Source organism: Agrobacterium sp. H141, assembly GCF_057158725.1.
Genome location: NZ_JBXENI010000002.1, coordinates 338146 through 356678, shown reverse-complemented (window position 1 = coordinate 356678; position 18533 = coordinate 338146). Strand labels below are relative to the sequence as shown.

Annotated in this window: 14 protein-coding genes and 1 pseudogene; 12 read left to right on the top strand and 3 right to left on the bottom strand. The window is 57.3% G+C overall.

Annotated features, from left to right (window positions below; translation table 11 throughout):
• Positions 1 to 634: 634 nt before the first annotated feature.
• Positions 635 to 1291 (bottom strand): annotated as a pseudogene (locus tag ACWPM9_RS21805) (transposase).
• 280 nt (positions 1292 to 1571) lie between these two features.
• Between ACWPM9_RS21805 and ACWPM9_RS21800 the strand changes: the two are divergent.
• From ACWPM9_RS21800 to ACWPM9_RS21785, 4 genes are read left to right on the top strand one after another with little or no spacing between them, the layout of a single operon-like run.
• On the top strand, positions 1572 to 2426 hold the full coding sequence (locus ACWPM9_RS21800) for an inositol monophosphatase family protein (protein WP_484757958.1): 855 nt from the start codon (positions 1572 to 1574) through the stop codon (positions 2424 to 2426).
• A 50-nt stretch (positions 2427 to 2476) separates the two neighbouring features.
• Positions 2477 to 3076, top strand: coding sequence for a dual specificity protein phosphatase family protein (locus ACWPM9_RS21795; protein WP_484757957.1), 600 nt, complete (start codon positions 2477 to 2479; stop codon positions 3074 to 3076).
• A gap of 2 nt (positions 3077 to 3078) precedes the next feature.
• A complete protein-coding gene (locus ACWPM9_RS21790) occupies positions 3079 to 4764 on the top strand; it encodes a metallophosphoesterase family protein (RefSeq protein WP_484757999.1) in 1686 nt (561 codons plus the stop codon).
• Between the two features lie 19 nt (positions 4765 to 4783).
• Positions 4784 to 6421: a Na/Pi cotransporter family protein gene (locus tag ACWPM9_RS21785; RefSeq protein WP_484757956.1), complete on the top strand. Its 1638-nt coding sequence runs from the start codon at positions 4784 to 4786 to the stop codon at positions 6419 to 6421.
• 71 nt (positions 6422 to 6492) lie between these two features.
• Here ACWPM9_RS21785 and ACWPM9_RS21780 read toward each other — a convergent pair whose 3' ends face one another.
• Complete coding sequence (locus ACWPM9_RS21780; protein ID WP_484757955.1) at positions 6493 to 7479, bottom strand: LacI family DNA-binding transcriptional regulator; 987 nt, start codon at positions 7477 to 7479, stop codon at positions 6493 to 6495.
• A gap of 533 nt (positions 7480 to 8012) precedes the next feature.
• Between ACWPM9_RS21780 and ACWPM9_RS21775 the strand changes: the two genes are divergently transcribed.
• The 8 genes from ACWPM9_RS21775 to ACWPM9_RS21740 all read left to right on the top strand — a co-directional run bounded on the left by ACWPM9_RS21775 (position 8013) and on the right by ACWPM9_RS21740 (position 16955).
• Positions 8013 to 9869: an ABC transporter permease gene (locus ACWPM9_RS21775; protein ID WP_484757954.1), complete on the top strand. Its 1857-nt coding sequence runs from the start codon at positions 8013 to 8015 to the stop codon at positions 9867 to 9869.
• A complete protein-coding gene (locus ACWPM9_RS21770) occupies positions 9869 to 10999 on the top strand; it encodes an ABC transporter ATP-binding protein (RefSeq protein WP_484757953.1) in 1131 nt (376 codons plus the stop codon). Before ACWPM9_RS21775 ends, ACWPM9_RS21770 begins: the two co-directional genes overlap by 1 nt.
• A gap of 39 nt (positions 11000 to 11038) precedes the next feature.
• A complete protein-coding gene (locus tag ACWPM9_RS21765) occupies positions 11039 to 12166 on the top strand; it encodes an ABC transporter substrate-binding protein (protein ID WP_484757952.1) in 1128 nt (375 codons plus the stop codon).
• A gap of 23 nt (positions 12167 to 12189) precedes the next feature.
• Entirely contained in the window at positions 12190 to 13329 is a 1140-nt protein-coding gene (locus ACWPM9_RS21760) for an ABC transporter substrate-binding protein (protein WP_484757998.1), read from the top strand.
• Positions 13330 to 13412: 83 nt separating this feature from the next.
• Entirely contained in the window at positions 13413 to 14504 is a 1092-nt protein-coding gene (locus ACWPM9_RS21755; protein WP_484757997.1) for an ABC transporter substrate-binding protein, read from the top strand.
• A gap of 129 nt (positions 14505 to 14633) precedes the next feature.
• Positions 14634 to 15467 (top strand): inositol monophosphatase family protein, encoded by an 834-nt coding sequence (locus tag ACWPM9_RS21750; RefSeq protein ID WP_484757951.1) that lies wholly within the window; start codon positions 14634 to 14636, stop codon positions 15465 to 15467.
• Positions 15468 to 15508: 41 nt separating this feature from the next.
• Positions 15509 to 16159: a dual specificity protein phosphatase family protein gene (locus ACWPM9_RS21745; RefSeq protein ID WP_484757950.1), complete on the top strand. Its 651-nt coding sequence runs from the start codon at positions 15509 to 15511 to the stop codon at positions 16157 to 16159.
• Between the two features lie 451 nt (positions 16160 to 16610).
• Positions 16611 to 16955, top strand: a complete 345-nt coding sequence (locus ACWPM9_RS21740; RefSeq protein WP_484757949.1) for a transposase — start codon at positions 16611 to 16613, stop codon at positions 16953 to 16955.
• A gap of 342 nt (positions 16956 to 17297) precedes the next feature.
• Here the strand turns inward: ACWPM9_RS21740 and ACWPM9_RS21735 are convergent, their stop codons facing one another.
• Positions 17298 to 18254, bottom strand: coding sequence for an aldose epimerase family protein (locus ACWPM9_RS21735; protein ID WP_484757948.1), 957 nt, complete (start codon positions 18252 to 18254; stop codon positions 17298 to 17300).
• Between the last annotated feature and the right edge of the window lie 279 nt (positions 18255 to 18533).

Below are 18533 nucleotides of genomic sequence, written 5' to 3'. Positions count from 1 at the left end.
CGTCGGGAGGTTGATCTTGGTAGGCTAATGAAAATCAGCAAACAAGCTTTAGAAGAGCGACAATCTTCGTGTTTCGTGATGACGCAAGAGGAGGCCCTGCGCTGGGCTTCTACGCATCAACAGCCACGCTGTTGACTACACCAAGCTTCCGAAACGGTTCGCGTGCGACCGGCCCGGAATGGGTCAATTCTTGCGGCCTACATCTCAATGATCGGTCGCGATTTGAAATTCGCTGGCAGTAGATACGGCGGGGACCAGCCGATCGACTGCTTAACGCGAATAGTGCGTATCTCTGATGACATCGGTACCGCGATCGTAACGCTCGATGTCCTGGATTGCGGAGATGCACAGCGGACCGAAACACGAGTGAACCTATACAATGATTACGGCTTACAGCCTCTGCCAACAAATACGACGCGGATGTTCCTCCCAACCGCGACGATCAAGACGATGCTCGACTAAACCCCGACGCCCTTGGAGTTCCCGGCGTTACGGATTCCTATTGGCTTTCCAGCACGTTGACAGGGTATTGCAGTTTTTTGGCTCTTATTTCACCAAGATCAAAATAGACGCGGCGATATATTTTGACGCTGGCGACGCAAGGGCAGCACCTCGTCCCGCGGCAAAACCTTAACTAGAGCGCGGACTCGTTAAATGATGCGATCCATATTCTGGTTGCTGCGAGTTTGAGCGCTGCGAGGCAGCAGTCGGCGTGGTGGTTATATCGTGTGGCAATGCCGCGCATCTATCTGATTCAATTGAAGAAACGCTCGCCATGGTTTCGCTGGAGATAGATCCAGCGGCGGACGCTGAAGGTCTGTTTGCGGTTGCTCTTGGCGGCTATATTAGCCGAGTATTTTCGTTGCTTCGGCAAACTGCCGGGCCGTATCGATGCATCGGGGACCTGTCTTGCCGTCAACTCCAGCCGAACTGGCGGCATCGCCGAGCGCATGGATTTTCGTAGTCAAGCCGCCACGGGAACGTCCCATGCAAGGATTGGTAGAGCCCCCTTTTTAGCGTTGGCACCGTGCTGGTGAACACGAACGCAGGAGGAATGAATCATCACGATGTCACCTGCATAACGCTTTGAAACAGGGTCAAGAAGCCAATCCCAGACACAGACCTTCGTTAGCGGGAGAAACGATTATAGCGCGTTGTGCGCGCGCCATGACGCTCAGGCTCATCTCGCCAGGACGAACCTGTCCTAAACCGCCAAAGGATACCATTTATAACCCGGCGATCATCGACACGCTTCACATCCACGGATGTTGGTTGGAAGCAGCGGCTCAATGACGGCTCATTCTTCGTCGCTCAGTTCGTGACGGCGCATGACAGTCTCCCTTCAGGGGGATTGAATCACAAACCACTCGCTGCATGAACGCCGCTTATGGGGACGCGCCCTGTCTTCGTCGCCGGTTTGTAAAAGCCATATGTGACCTGCCGGGAGGTCGAGTGAACTGTGAAGCCACCCGCCGCTGATATTGGGTTCGCATCAATAAAATAACGTCTTGCAAGTTATGCACACGCGTGCAAATGTGAACGCGTGTTCAAGTCGATTTTATGGTGGTTTCATGGAAGATTTCCAATGCGCCGATGCGCTTGAGGCTCGCGCCGACCTCTGCCGTGCGGTCATCCGCTCGGCCGGAAAATTGGTGATAGAGGGCTTTCGCAGTACGGCCACCCGCAGCTTTTCAATGAAGGGGCCGCAGGACTTTCTGACCGAAACCGATGCTGCGTCCGAAGCGCATATTCGCGCAACGATACAAGCTAATTTTCCGCAGGACACAGTGTTTGGAGAAGAGGGCGGCGGTGAGATTGGCTCGAAGGTCTGGGTCGTTGATCCGGTCGACGGCACGGCGAATTTTGCACGCGGGATACCGCATTTCTGCATCTCAATCGCCTATGTTGAAAATGGTCGCACGGAGATCGGCGCTATTTACAATCCAGCGCTTGACGAACTCTATTTCGCCCGTCGCGGGCACGGCGCGACGCTGAATGGCAAGGCGATTTCCACTGCGGCAACGCTCCGCTTCGATTCCGCTTCCATCGAAATGGGTTGGTCGACGCGTGTTGCAAACGATGTCTATCTTGGTGTCGTGAAAAATCTGCTCGACATGGGGACCAACGTTCGACGCGGTGGTTCTGGGGCGCTTGCTCTTGCCTATGTCGCCGATGGCCGCTCCGACGGCTATATAGAGTTGCACATGAATTCCTGGGATTGCCTTGCCGGTCTGTTGCTGGTCAGCGAGGCGGGCGGCGATGTCTGCCCATTCCTGGAAATCGGTAGCCTGCGCGAAGGTGGGCCCGTCCTGGCTGCTGCCAAGGGCATTTCTGCCGGTGTCAGCAGCGCATCGGAAATCCCGTTGGCCGCAGTCGATGCCGTCGTTGATGGGACAAGAGAACGCAGGGTGACTTCGGTCGCTTGATCAACCGCGAACGCGCTATGGCGTTCAGTTGTTAAGAGGAGAGCTTCACCATGGATGGACCGGTTTATGCTCGGCCCGCAATCAGCAACATTGCGGAAGATCTCGGCCCATACAAGTCAACGCTTTATATTGGTGGCAGCGATGGGGCCAGGGACATCGGATTGCTGCGGGCCCATGGCATCACCACCGTGGTGAACTGTGCCGTCAACCTCGACATCAATCTCGTGAGGGGAGGCGTTGACGAGGGTGATTGGCGCGCCACCGGCTACGGCGATATTCGCTACTACAAGCTCGGTCTAATTGACGGAGAAGGCAGCCCCGACACGATGATGCTGGGGGCCTACTACATTCTTGACGGCGCGCTGCGTCAGGCGATGCCAAAGAGGGCGACCTATCCTTTCGCCGATGGCGGCAACATCCTTGTCAACTGCCGCAGCGGTCGCAGCAGGTCCGTGTCTCTGGTAGCGCTGTTCTTGCACAAGCAACAGCCGGATCGCTATCCGACCTTGGATGATGCCGTCACCGTTATCCGTGAGAAGCGAGAGCTGAGGTCCGATGAGTGGTTTGAGGCGCCGAAGCCGAGTCTCTATGAAGCCGCCCGGCGTGCGTCTGAGTGGATCGATCTTGTCGAGGGCCGGAGGTCGGTTTGAACATCTCGTTGCATGCCTCCTTAGAGATCGCGGTCATCGCTGACGCCCACTTCCATGACACCAAGGCGGATTTCGGCTTTGCCGGTGTCGAGGTCGATGGAGAACGGCTGACGATGCGCAGCTGGTCGGATACACGCCAGTCCACGCGCGTCTTCAACGAAAGCGCCGGCGCGTTGCTTGCGGCGCTCGATCAGGTGGCCGAACGCGGCATTCGCCATGTCGTGCTGCTTGGGGACTACACGGATGACGGTCAGCGAGCCACCACGGATAGCCTCAGACAGATTTTGACGGCGCATTCGCAGTCGCATGGTACGGCCTTCTATGCCTTGCCGGGCAATCACGATGTCTTCGGTCCCCAGGGGAGGCATCATACGAAGGAGTTTCTCGCGACCGAGGGGAGACCGTTATCAGTGACCAGCGATGCGGCACGGGGCGGTGACGATGTCGTCTTCAGCGAAGGGATGTACTGCGAGGGTTATCCAGTTGGGCTGACGCCGATGGCAGAATTCGGCTATTTCCGACGCCCCCACTATCTGCATTGGGAAACGCCTTTCGGTGCGAGCGATGTTGACGCAGACCGGAGGTACCGGGTTGTTTCGCCCGACGGCGGCAATCGTTACCGGCTGATGGATGCGTCCTATCTCGTGGAGCCTGTCTCCGGGCTTTGGCTTCTAATGATCGACGCGAACGTGTTTGAGCCTCTGGATGGCAATTTCGTCGAAGGGGAAGAGGCGGCCTTTATCGACAGTACCTCCGGAGGCTGGAATGCGATGCTACGCGCAAAGCGCTTCGTTCTCGACTGGATTACCGATGTGAGCCAAAGGGCCAGACAACAGGGAAAGACATTGCTCGCCTTCTCGCATTATCCGGCGCTCGACCCCTTCGATGGATCGAGCCGAGCCGAGAGCTTGTTGTTCGGCGAAACCAATGTCGTCCGTCGTACGCCCGTCAAGGCCGTGGAAGACGCTCTGGTCGCTGCCGGCGTCACGGTTCACTTCAGCGGACACCTGCACGTCGAAGGCCTGTCGCAGCGGGGGACAGAGCAGAGCCCCATGGTTAACATTGCTGTCCCGTCACTCGTCGCTTTTCCTCCGGCTTTCAAGGTTGTACGTGCCTCGGGCGAAAACATTCAGGTGGACACCGTGGAGATGTCCGGTCTGCCGATCGATAAGCGATTGACGCAGGGCTATCTGCGGGAAGCCGAAATCAGCGGGGAGGCCCGAGACCCGGCTTTCAATGTGCTCCATTACGGGGATTTCCTGAAGCAGCATAAGCGAGCGCTCGTGCGCCATCGATATTTCGTCAAGGAGTGGCCTGCGAGAATTGTCGACGTGATCCGCGACAAAACCGTGCTCGATGTGATTGCCCAATTCCTTGCGACAAAGGATGAGAAGAGCAGCGACTATGAGGGCGCGGCAGAGCTTTCCATGCTGGACTTGATCACCGACTGGTATTGCCTGCGGCAGGGGGCCTGGCTTGCTTTGCCGCATATCGAGCCGCAGAGGCTCACGCTCTATCGGTTATTGGCTTCAAACTTCGCTCGCGACGCGACCAGGCATGACGGCTCAATTCAAAGCTTTCTCGGAATTTTCTTCGCTGCTCTCGGGCTTTTTCTCGATCGCGCCGAGGGCGGTTCTCCAAGTCTGACGCTTCGCATGTCGACGCAAGGCGATGCCGTGCCGGCATGACTGACCATGAGGTGAGTGGATGGAATCTGTCATAGTCAGCATCAACCTGTTCGGTGCTGTCGCTCTGCTTCTTTTCGGTCTTCGCCAGATCAAGGAGGGGATGACGCGCGCGTTCGGTCCAAGGTTGCGATCCGGCCTCGCCGTCGGGACGCGGAGCGGCCCCAGATCGCTTGTCGCAGGCTTTCTCGCAACAATTGCATTGCAAAGCTCCACGGCGACGGCCCTTATGGTCGCCTCTTTTGTCGAGAGGGATATGATTGTGCCGGCCATGGCGCAAATCGTTATGCTTGGCGCCAATGTCGGTACTGCGATCACAGCCTGGATCGTCGCGTTTGGACTTGGCTGGCTATCTCCTTTGCTCATCCTCGGCGGCGTTGTCCTGTTGCGGACGGCATCTACGGCAAAACAGGGAGCTGGAACGGCGCTGGTTGGCGTTGGACTGATGCTCTTGTCGTTGCATCTCTTGTCGGCCGCGACCGATCCGATCCGCCAGTCTCCAGCGCTCAATCTGTTCATCACCATGCTGGGTGACGCCTGGCCCGTCGCGCTCCTGTTCTCTGCGGGCCTTGCCGTACTTGCTTCCTCAAGCCTAGCCGTGGTCGTGTTGATCCTGTCGCTGGCGGCAAGCGGCGGCATCGATTCCAGTTTGGTGATCGTACTGGTTCTTGGCGCAAACCTGGGTGGCGCTGTCCCACCGGTCCTGGCCACGATGAAAGCCTCGATTGCGGCTCGGCGCGTCACGCTTGGCAACCTCATCATCCGGGCCGTTGGTTGCGCACTTGCGATGCCGCTAGCTGGCTCTGCAGCACAGGTGCTCGAGCTTCCCTATTTTTCACATCAGCAGCTGGCCGTTGACGCCCATCTTCTCTTCAATATTGCTGTCGTGCTCATTGCCTGGCCGCTCGCTCCACTCCTATTGAAGCTGACCGCTGCGATCCTGCCCGATCTGAAGCCGCGGGCTGACCAACGCAGCTTTCTCGACATCCACGATCTGGATCAACCGGTCGCCGCGCTGGTGGGTGCCAGTCGCGAGGTCATGCTGGTTGGCGATCTGATCGAGAGCATGCTGCGTCAGGCTTCCGACGCCATGCGTGGCAACGACGTCTCACAGTTGAGCAATATCAGTGCACTAGAAGGGCGCGTCGACCGTATTCAACATGAAATTAAGGTCTTCGTTTCCAAGATCGGGCAGCAGGACTTGAGCGAACAGGACTATCGCCGATCGATGGATATCGTGGAGTACGCCATCAATCTGGAGCACATTGGCGACATTATCGAGAAGGGCATCCGACCGGAAATTGCGAAGAAGGTGGCTCTGGGTCTTGAGTTCTCGAAGGACGGCCAGGACGAACTGCAGCGGCTGTTCGCGATCACGCTCGAAAATCTGCGCATGGCCCAGTCAGTGTTCTCCACGAAGAATTGCGAGCTGGCTCGTCGTCTCGTGGAAGTGAAGGAAGACGTGCGGCGCTTGGAAAAACAGTCGGCAGCACGTCACCTGCAGCGCTTGCGCGATGGGCGCTCGGACAGCATCCAGACCAGCTCACTGCATCTCGATCTGCTGCGTGACCTGAAAAGGATCAATGCCCATATCGCGTCGGTTGCGCTTCCCATCCTCAGTGACAGCGGCCTTTTGAATGACAGCCGCATCCGGAGCTGAGCTGACGTCCCATGAGTTGAGCAGTGAACACGCTGGCATTGATTGTGTTTCAATAGGAGAGGGCATCGGGCCTAACGGGCGGTGGTCCGCTCAACCATGTTGACGGGAACCACTTGTAGCCTCGTTTCCGGTTCGTTGCTGTCGAGAGCCGCAAGCACCTTTTCCGTCAGTGCCTCGAATGACTGTGCAATGGTGGTCAACTGGTAGCTTTTCCAGCTTGCCTGGGGGATATCGTCGAAACCGACAATAGAGAGATCCTGCGGTACGCGGCGGTTCATTTCCAGCCGGGCAGCGTCCAAAAAGCCCAGTGCCAGAAGATCGGTGACGCAGAAGGCGCCATCGATCCCATTGTCCTTCAACAGCTCGCAGCCGGCCCGGTATCCTGTCTCGTAATTGGTTGGCCCGTCCGACCAGGAAACAACCTCGATATCTTCCGCAATCATGCGTTTTGTGAAGGCATTGGCCCGTCGCATCTGTGCCGGTGTCTGGCTGCCGCTGGTGACAACGGCGACTTTTTGGCATTTTGCTGCCCGCAAGCGCAGCGCCGCAAGATCGGCGCCGTGGGAGTCGTCGCTCAGAACGATGTTGGTGTCAGTCCGGTCCATGCTCTGGTTGATCAGGACCAGACGCACGCCGTTGGCGATGCATTCATCGATGATCGATGCCGGTGGTTCCCCGGACAGAACAACGATTGCCTGAGCACGAAATTCGAATAGGAGTTCGATGAGCGGCGCGATATCCTTGCGTGCGTCCGCCGCATTTAGCAATAGACACTGTGAGCCGCGTCTAAGAAGTCCGAGGCTCAAAGCATCGAGCTGTTTGGAGATGAACGGCGAACTGAGATTGGCTCCCACCACACCAATCAGGTTCGAGCGATCATTGTTCAGCCCTTGCGCCAAGCGGTTGACCCGGTAACCCAGCTCCTGTGCTGCTTTGAGCACCTTCTTGCGTACGGCCTTGGACACACTGCCGCCGGGCGTAAATGTTCGTGACACCGCCGAACGCGAGACGCCGGCACGTCGTGCCACTTCTTCCGCCGTCACGAACCCTCTAGCCATCGTCTTCCCTTTACCATTCTTGTCGCACCACTGGCCATAAAGTCCACAATATTCCAATCCCAAAAATGTCTGAATGCTGAACTGATGCGAGAAAACTTCGGATCGTCGCGATTGCTCCTGCAGAGAAGAGCGCCTGTTCGAGCAGCAGCGCTGTGCCTGTGGCCAATCACGCCTTCAAATCAACATCGACAATGATCGCGCGTGCATAAATGGTGGTAAGATATCCAATAAAATAGCGTAGAAACAACAAGATAAAATAATGACCGCGTGTGCAAATTTATGATTGACAAAGCGCCGCATACGATTGATCATCCACTCTATCGCGGGATCAAAGGGGACGAATTCCACCGAGTCCGCGACAGGGGGCGCCTCTGGGCGTTCACGCAGGTATGGCGGGTCGGGAAACCCGTCGGGAGGATTGAATACATCGCAGAAGGCTATGCGCTGGTGGCTGATTGTTTGCAGCCCAAGCGAGAAAGCATTCGTGTGTCTTCCGGTTGGGGACCTTGCGGTGGATGGCCGGTGGAGGAAACATGGCTCTTCTAAGTGAAGCAACCAATGCGGAAAGACCGCTGGGGCATGAGGTGTCCAGCGCGCCTTCAGCGTGGCAGGCCTGGCGATATCGCCTGAAGGTCGCAATGCGCGAGCCGACCACATTGATCGGCATTCTCATCGCCTTGCTGTTTACCTACTTGATCGTTGTGCCAATCATCTCAATTGTGTTGGATTCCGTCATGGTGCAGTTTGGCCATGAGCGCCGTCTGGGCAAAGATGTGGGGGCTCTCACATTCTACTACATGGATCGCGCGTTTTTCTCGCCTGTGGCAACCGATCTGTTCTGGCGACCTCTCCTGAACACCCTGACAGTTGCCTTCGGCGCGATAGCGCTGTCGCTGGTGATCGGTACCATTCTTGCCTGGCTGATTAGCCGGACCGATATGTTCGGCCGTCGCTGGTTCGCGACCGCACTGATCGTGCCCTACATGCTGCCCGCCTGGACCTTTGCACTTGCGTGGACGACGTTGTTTAAGAACCGAACCGTCGGCGGTCAACCGGGTTGGTTCGAGGCCATCGGCCTGACGCCACCGGACTGGCTCGCCTATGGGCGCGTTCCGATCATCATCATTCTGGCCCTGCACTACACCCCCTTCGTGATCCTGCTGTTTGGCTCTGCGCTGCGCCGTTTTGATAGCCAGCTTGAGGACTCCGCCCGCATTCTCGGGGCACGCCGCTACCAGGTCGCAATCCAGATCATCATGCCGTTGATGCGGCCGGCGCTCATGTCGTCAATGGTACTGATCTTCGCGAAATGCTTAGGCGAATTCGGTGTGCCCTACGTGCTCGGCTTGCCTGTGAAGTTCGAGGTGCTGTCAACCTCGCTGTTTCGCAGCATCGCTTCACGCCAGACCGGTGTCGCAGGTGTCGTGGCAGCCTCGATCATGCTGATCGGGATCATTACGCTAATGATCGATGCGCGACTGGTCCGTGAGGCACGGCGTTTCGTGACCATAGGCTCCAAGGGTTCGATGAACCGTCAAAACCGTCTTGGAAAGCTGCGCCTTCCGGCGACCGGCTTTGCCGCAGCGGTCTTCATTCTGAGCGTCGGCATGCCGCTGCTGACGCTCGCCCTCTCGACAGTCATGAAAGTGCCAGCGCGGTTTACGCTCGACAATTTCACTCTCGATTACTGGATCGGCACAGACCTTCATACGGTTGCCCTGAAAACCGGAATCCTTCTTAGCCCGGATCTCTGGGCTGCGGCTAAGAACACGCTGATGATCGTTGGCTTTGCGTCCCTGGTCTCGGGTGTCCTCGGTCTGCTTGTCGGTTATGTTGTCATCCGTACTCCGGTCCGTAGCCTTTCGGTTTATCTCCGTCAGGTGACATTCCTGCCCTATCTCGTTCCGGGAATCGCGTTCGCCGCCGCTTACCTTTCGCTGTTTGCGGTTCCCCGCGGCCCCGTGCCCGCACTCTATGGCACGGTGATGATCCTGATACTGGCACTCATTGCCGATCAGATGCCTTATGCATCGCGGGCGGGTATCTCGGCCATGACGCAGCTGGGCAAAGATCCGGAAGAGGCCGCACAGATTGCCGGAGCCGGCTGGTTCCGTCGCATGGTCTCCATCGTGATCCCGATCCAGAAGGGCTCGCTGGTCACCGGCGTGTTGTTGCCGTTCATCTCGGGCATCAAGGGCCTTAGCCTGTTCGTGATCCTGGCGGTGCCGAGCACGGACGTCCTGACTACCTTTTCTCTGCGACTGGTCGACTATCACTACACTCAGGCTGCCAATGCCGTGGTGCTGATTATCGCTGCGATTGCCTATTTCGGCACGCTGCTGGCCCAGAAGCTCACCCGCACAAATCTTGCAGAAGGACTTGGAAGCTGATGCCTACCATCAACCTACGGGGTGCACAGAAGAATTATGGTGTCGCTGCCGCGAATGCCGTTGCCGATCTCGACCTGGAAATCCGCGATGGAGAATTCATGTGTCTGCTTGGTCCCTCCGGCTGCGGCAAGACTACCACGCTGCGAATGATTGCCGGCCTGGAAAACCTTTCCGGAGGAGAGATCAAGGTCGGTAACCGGGTCGTTGATTCCGTGCGAGAAGGAATCTTCGTGCCGCCGGAAAAGCGGGAAATGGGACTTGTGTTTCAGAGCTATGCGCTTTGGCCTCATCTCACCATCGAACGCAATACGGATTTCGGCCTGCGGTTGCGCAACCTGCCCAAAGTCGAGCGCGAGGCTCGTGTCGATCGCGTCATGCAGGCCCTCGATATTGCCAAATACCGCGACCGTTATCCTTCGCAGCTGTCCGGAGGCCAGCAGCAACGCGTGGCGCTTGCCCGTATGCTGGCGGTCAATCCGGGTGTACTTTTGCTCGATGAGCCCTTGTCGAATCTCGATGCACGTCTGCGTCTGGAAATGCGGGCAGAGCTCAAGCGGCTTCACCATGAATTCAAGACCACGATCGTCTTCGTAACCCACGACCAGTGGGAGGCCATGACCCTGGCCACCACGATTGCCGTGATGAACGAGGGAACCCTGCAGCAGATGGGGACGCCCAACGACATCTATGATCGGCCGGCCAACCGGTTTGTTGCGGAATTCGTCGGCAGCCCGCCCATCAACATCCTGAACTTCGGCAAGCCGGGCGCCTCGGACATTGCCGATCAGGCAGAAGCTTATTTATCGACGAAGTTTTCGCAATTGCGGGGAATAGGTTCGGTTGGCCTGCGGCCCGAAGCCATGAGCTACGCGACGAGCAGGGAAGGCGTGCCACAAAACAGTTTCAGTGCCGAAATGACGGTCACGGGCGTGCTGCCAACCGGTGGAAGCTGGATCCTGGAATTGAAGAGCAAGAATCACACGCTCTTCCTCACGACCCACGCATTGCCGCGCATCGACAGTGGCGAACGGGTCTTCGTGCACGCGCCACCTGACGCCATTCATGTTTTCGATGTGCAGGGGAAGCGGATCAGCGAAGCTGACACGATCCTAATGGACAACCGAAACTGAATTCAACGGGTTCCAAACGTTTGCTGGAGGAGGAGCAGTATGACGCATGAAACAAAAAACGGCATGGGCCGGCTATTGGTGACGGCCGCGCTTTTGACCACGCTTGGAGGCACTGTACAGGCGGAGGAGCCTTTCAACCTCGATGCCTTGATTGAAGCGGCCAAGGCGGAAAAGCCGATCACTGTCTATGACAGCACCGGCAAGATCGTCGACATGGCGCAGAACTTCGCCGCGAAATACGGACTTGCTGCTGAGGGCTCAAAGGTCAAGGCGACCGCACAGCTCGAGATGATCATCCGCGAGGCCCGCGCCAACAACATCCAGGGTGATGTGTCGATCATCAGCGACGCGCCGGCGGCGATGGCTCAGCTCATTCCCCAGGGGTTCGCCGAGAGTTGGCTGCCGTCGGATCTGGCCGACAAGATCCCGGCTGAATATCAGTCACCGCTCACCGTCGTGAACAGCGCCAATGTCTGGGCTTACAATACGGAGCTGTTCGATAAGTGCCCTGTCAGCAACATCTGGGAGCTGACCGAGCCGAAGTGGAAGGGCAAGGTGGCCATGCAGGATCCGCTCGGCAAGGCATCCTATGTGGACTGGTTCAATCAGATGGCGAGCCACGGTGACGACAAGGTCGCTGCTGCCTACAAGGACTTCTACGGCAAGGATCTGGAGACGGGCGAGAAGAGCGCCACAGCCGCCTGGATCAAGGCCCTGGCGGCCAATGCTCCTCTGTTGACCGATGCAGATGCGGCAGCAGCTGAAGCCGTTGGCGCCCCCGGACAGACCGAGCCCTTCATGGGGTTGATGAGTTCCGCCAAGTTTCGCGACAATGCTGAGAAGGGCATGAAACTTGGCCTTTGCAAGGATCTCAAGCCTTGGCTCGGCTGGCTCTATCCCGGTGTGGGGCTGATCACCAAAGGGACGGACAGCCCGAACGCGGCCAAGCTTTTCATCCATTATGTCATGACGGAGGAGGGGATCGCGCCGCAGGCGGCAGATGGAAAGATGTCGACGAACAGCGACGTCAAGCTGCCGGCCAACGAGCCGTCCGGCATCGGTTCCGCCCTCGACCAGGTGATGCCCTACAGTATGGCCACTGCCCTTGACGATTGGGACGCGCGCGAGGACTGGCAGGACTTCTGGCGGATGAACTACCAAAAATGAAAAAGCTATCGGGAGCAAACATGATGACCAGGACAACGCGGACCAAGACCTATCGGCATGCGACAGCCGTTTGCGCCTTTGCGCTGACGCTTTCTGCAGCCTTTGGCAGCAGCGGGCATGCTGAAGACGCATTCAATCTCGAAGCATTGATTGAGGCTGCGAAGAAGGAGCCGCCGATCACCGTCTATGCCGTCACCGGCAAGATCGTCGATACGGCTCAGGCTTTTACGGCCAAGTATGGGGTTCAGGCCAGCGGCAAGAAGGTGAACCAGGCCACCCAGATCGAGCTTATGACCCGCGAATTTCAGGCTGACAATGTTGTGGGCGACGTCAGCGTTGCGACCGACGTCGCCTCTGCGATGGGCGAACTTCTTCCCCAGGGCATCGTCACCAGCTGGATGCCGCCGGATCTTGTGGGCGATATCGACGAGAAGCTGCGCGATCCCCTGGTGGTGGTCTCCGATCCGCATGTCTTCACCTACAATACGGAGAAGTACGAGAAGTGCCCGGTCACCAATATCTGGCAGCTGACGGAGCCGGAGTGGAAGGGCAAGCTTGCCATGCTCGACCTGTTCGACAAGCCGCACTATGCCGACTGGTTCAATCAGATCGAGACCCACCACGATGCTGAGGTGGCGGCGGCCTATGAGGCGCTTTATGGCAAAAAGCTCGATACCGGCAGTCAGACGGCGACCGCAGCTTGGGTCAAGGCATTTGCCGAAAACGCACCGCTCCTGACCGATTCCTCCACCGTTGCGGAAGCGGCCGGTGCGCCAGGCCAGGTTGATCCATTCTTCGTGATCACTTCGACGGCGAAATATCGCGACAACGTATCCAAGGGCCTGAAACTTGGACTGTGCTCGGGTGTCCAACCGTTCACCGGCTTTCTCTATCCCGGTTTTGGCCTGATCGCGGCCAAGACCAAGAGCCCGAATGCCGCCAAACTCTTCGTTCGCTATCTGATGACAGAGGAGGGCATCGCCCCACAGACGGCAGATGGCAAAATTTCCGGCAATTCCACGATTGGCCTTCCGGTTAACGAGCCTTCAGGGGTCGGCAAGCACCTCGGAGAACTGATGGCTTTCGACCCGGCGACAGCGGCCGACGACCTCGATAAGCGCGAGGGTTGGCAGGATTTCTGGCGGGTTAACTACAAACAGTGAGGTCAGGGGCAGGTTGGTCCCTGTCCACTATTTCCTTGGGAGGGGAAGTCATGAGGAATGGAAATAAACTGCTGGGCGCGTTGATGGCCACCAGCCTTTTCGCTGGCCTATCAACGGCCAGTTTGCACGCCGAGGAGGCTTTCGATCTCGACGCCTTGATTGCCGCCGCAAAGCACGAAAAGCCGATCAATATCTACGACAGCACCGGCAAAATCGTCGAGATGGCAGATAACTTCAGCGCGAAATATGGGGTGAAGGCAACGGGCATGAAGGTTTCGGCCAACAGCCAGCTCGAGATGATCATTCGCGAAAACCAGGCGAACAATGTGCAGGGTGATGTCGTTCTGATCACCGACGCCCCGGCCGCGCAGGCGCAGCTCCTTCCGGAGGGCTTTGTCGAGAGCTATCTGCCTGCCGACATGGTCGGGAAGATCCCGGGTGGTCTGCAAAACCCGCTGGCGATTTCGACCAATGCCAATGTCTGGGCCTACAATACGGAGACGTATGACAAGTGCCCTGTCAGCAACATCTGGGAGCTGACAGAGCCGAAGTGGAAGGGCAAAGTCGCTCTCGTCGATCCGCTGACCAAGGGAAGCTATACGGACTGGTTCAACCAGCTCGAAACGCACGGTAACGACAAGGTAGCGGCAGCGTACAAGGCGCATTTCGGCAAGGATATCGAGACCAGCGAGAATAGCGCCGCGGCTGCCTGGATCAAGGCTCTGGCACAGAATGCACCGCTGGCCACGGCTGGTGACGACCCGATAGCGGAAGCGGTCGGTGCCGCGAGCCAAAAGGAGCCCTTCTTCGGCCTACTCAGCTCGGCCAAGTTCCGCGACAATGCGGACAAGGGATATAAGCTTGGCATTTGCGATGATCTCGATCCCTGGATCGGTTGGACTTACATCAAGCTTGGGCTGATCGCGTCGAAGACGCAGAGCCCGAATATGGCAAAGCTCTTCATCCATTATATCCTGACAGAAGAGGGGATCGCGCCGCAGATGAAGGACGGCAAGGTTCCGACCAATACGGACATCAAGATGCCGGAGAATGAGCCATCCGGCCTGGCCAAGGTTTCCGACAAGCTCTTCGGCTACGACGCGGCAACGGGTCTCGACGATTTCGATCGGCGCGAAGAGTGGCAGGATTTCTGGCGCGTCAATTACTCCAAATGATGCCGACCGGCGCGGTTTCGACTGCGCCGGTTTTTACATTGAAAGGTAAGGATATTCATGTTGGACCACCCGTTCCCGGCAAGTTCGCCATCTGTGTTGCAAGACGCACTTGTACGCTCTCGCCGATTGATGGATCTGGCTAAAGCCGCAGCTCTCTCTGTCCGCGAACCGCTGCTGGATGCGTTTCGCTCGGCCATGGTTGTCGACTACAAGGTGGACCTGCACGATATCGTGACGGTCCATGATAAGCGCGCGGAAGCCACGATCCGTGCGTTCATTCTTGAGCGCGAACCTTCTTCGGCCATCATGGGGGAAGAGGGCGGCCAGATCGGCATCGGCGATATTCAGTGGTATGTCGATCCGATCGACGGTACGGCGAATTTCGCTCGTGGCCTTGCCTTCTGGTGTGTCTCGATTGCAGCGGTCATCGACAATGAAGTCGTTGCAGGCGCAATCTATGACCCCGTTGCGGACTTGATGTTTTCAGCCGACCTCAGCTCGGCGTATCTCAATGGTGAACCGCTGCGCTCCAGCGCCGTCGCCAGCGAGGCGCAGGCGACCCTGATCACCGGTTATCCGGTCTCGCGGGACTTTCGGCTCGATGGGAGGGAGGAGGCGCTTGCCAATATGGGCATACTTGTCGAGACCTTCTCGACCCTACGCCGTCCCGGAAGTGCTGCGCTCAGCATTGCCCATGTGGCGGCCGGCTGGGCCGATGCTGCAACGGGTTTCGGGGTTAACGCGTGGGATGTGGCAGCCGCAATCCTAATCCTCCGGAAGGCTGGCGGCCGCTACGAACCCTTGACCCTCGGCAAGGTCGCTCTGGGCTCCCGGGATTATCTCTGCCCCGGCTATATCGCGACAGGTGAGGGAGCAAATTATCCAACGCTCGACCGTGTCGCACGGTCGATCTCGCAAACCCGGATCGGCAAGCTGGCCCAGGCGAAGGTTGCAGCCTCATGAGCAGCTTTCGGGCAGAGGGGGCATCACCTGCGGAGAACGAGATGCAGAGAATTCCGGCAAATGGAGAGCAGGCACGGGAGACCGGTGAACTGCCGACGCTGAGCCTTATTTATGGGCATCACCCGATCTACGGCGTCGATCTGTTCATTTCGGGCAAGGAAGGAGCAAGCGACCTGGATCTGCTCCGTCGCAACGGTATCACGACGGTTGTAAATTGTGCGGTCAATCTCGACTTCAACTACGTGCAGCAGCCTCAGGTCGTGTCAGATCATCAGGGCAGTATCTATGGGCCGGGGGAAATCCGTTACTACAAGATCGGCCTGATCGACGGCGCGGGGAATCCCGAAACGCAGATGGTGGCTGCCCATTACATCCTTCGGGCCGCACTTGAGCAGGTCATGCCTGACAAGCCGTCCTATCCGAGGCGTGAGCGTGGGAACATTCTCGTCAACTGCCGTGGTGGGCGATCACGCTCCGTCGCCGTGGTGGCGCTATTCCTCCACCTCACACTGCCAGATGAGTTTCCGACTCTTGACGCGGCGATCACCCATATCCGAAAGCATCGGGAATTGCCTGAAAACGAGTGGTACAAGGCGCCAAAACCCGTGCTGGCGGATGCCGCGCGGCAGGCCGCCCAATGGATCCGGACGATCGACGCCGTGGCTGACCCAGCTTGGGACAATGTTATCTAGTCGTTTGCGATGCGTTGGTGCGGTGATCTGTAAAAGTACGGATCTTGTTTTTGATGGCCCCACCTATTTGGGTGCGACCCTAGCAGCTTGCCAACAAACGACTTTCGGGGCTCGCAGGCGAGCATTTGGTTGAAAATGGGTCAGCCGATGGTGGCTCCCGTCTACTGAGCGAGGAGTGACCAGGTGCGTAGCCGTGGCCAAGGATGACCTGAAATCGGCCCATCGCGACTTCGACCAAAGTTCGTTTGCCATAGCCTTTTTGGATGCCTGCCATATATGGCCGCCCTCTATATGCATGGATGCTATGCGCATTGCCAAGTTGTTTGACCGCCGCATTTCGGGTATCGGGAGAGGATTAAATTATCGAGCTCAACTCCCCGTCTGAAGGGGTTTCGTTTCCCGTGTGAGGTTGTAGAAATGTAGGGACCTCTGAGACATCGTCTGGTCGGAAATGACCGCGGATGATGTCGGTGACCCCGCAGCCTTGCCTGATCTTCTCGATCAGATTGACGGCACAGTTGGCAAGTTTATCGCTGACGGTGCCTATGATGGATTGCCGACCCGTGATTTCCTTGTGACACGACTCGGCGAGATCGTTGAGGTCATCATTCCACCGCCCAAGACGGCAGTTCAAAGCCCGAAAGCGGCAGAGGCCCCATCGGTTCGTGACCGGCATATCGCTGAAATCGAAACCAAGGGCCGCATGGTCTGGCCGAAATCTACCGGCTACAACACGCGCAGCAGGATCGAGACCCTGATGGGTCGAAGAAAGACTGTGATTGGGACAAAACTCTAGGCAAGGACCTTCCCCTATCGGACCACGGAAGCAAAGATCGGCGTCCGTGCGCTCAACCAGATGACCGACCTTGGCCGTCCAGAATTCAAACGTGTAGCATGACAAATCCAAAGGGTAGGATATTCTCGACCAGAATCTGATCCCTGTAACACGGCCGATAATAGCGCGCTCCGTCAATTTATGCGACACGCCCCTCCGATTTGTTGGGTCCCGGATGATGATCCTCGATACCATCGCCGAAAAGCTGAAACGCTCGTCCAAACTCGAGTTCAAAGGGCCGCATTCCCACGCCGCCAGACATGATAAAACACATCGCCCCACTCGACCGGCGGTGTGCAAAGATCAAAATCCTGAGAAACGCCACTCAATGCGGTGGTGATAGACTTCGCCCGGCGACAACACGGCACTGGGATAAGACGGTTCATTTGGGGCGTTGGGATATGTCTGGGGTTCCAGCGCAATCGCTCCGTTCTCGATCATTTCAGAGTGTGGGGCAATAAGTGCGTCGGAAAAGTGGTTGGCAGTATAGAGCTGTATGGCTGGCTCTGTTGTCCACACTTCCATACTTCGCCCGCTTCGCGGCTCGCGCACCCGGGCAGCCAGATGCAGACTGCCGCGTCCCGCGTCCAGACAAAAACTGTGATCGTATGGAATTGCGATTGGCCGCATTGTCCGAAAGTCGAAAATCGTTTCGGCCACGTCTTCAGGCGCCCCCAAAGGGATCAATCGCTCGTCGACAGCCGAATAGCGCGATGCGGGGATCTCTATCTCGTGGTCCAGAACGTTGCCTCCACCCTTCAGGTTCCAATAGGCGTGATGGGTGAGATTGATGATGGTGGTCTTGTCTGTGGTTGCGATCATGTCCAGCCAGAGTGTCGTTTCCGAAATTCCGTAGGTTGCAGAAACATCCATCTTGCCCGGATAGCCCATCTCACCATCAGGTGATGTCAGACGAAAGGTCAGGCTGTCATCTGCGGCTTCAACGGCCCAGTCTCTCAGTGCGAAGCTTTTCGGACCCCCATGCAACGCACTTGTCCCGTGGTTCGCAGGCAGTGTGTAGCGGATGCCGTCGAGTACAAAGGTAGCATTGGCGATGCGGTTGGCAAAGCGTCCGCAGATTGTGCCAGCCCATGTATCGCCTTTCGGTTGTGTGCTTTCACTTGCGCTACCCATAACAACTTGGGTGCTGCCGCCTTTACTAGATGGAATGTCGAGCCGCAAAAGGCGAGCACCACATTGAGCGAATTCGGCGCGGAGTCCATTGGAGCTTCCAAGTAGTATGCTTGTGTCATTTTCCATCGCCGTTTTCCTTCATGATTTTCTTAGTCGACTCAATGTTCTTACGTATTTTGCCCGTCATTAACCCAATTGTTCTTCTCTAAATGTCGGGCATTCGATTGAATGATAAGTTGTTATTTTGAAAGCATAAAATCATTAAGCTTTATAGAATTGTATTGAGGTGCGGGCATCGAGATTGCGCGATTTATTCTACCTGGCGACCGGTGTGTAAAGCTCACCAATCAACTCCACGTGCTTTGTCCAAATAGTCATTGTGATACTGATGCCTGTCTTCAGGTG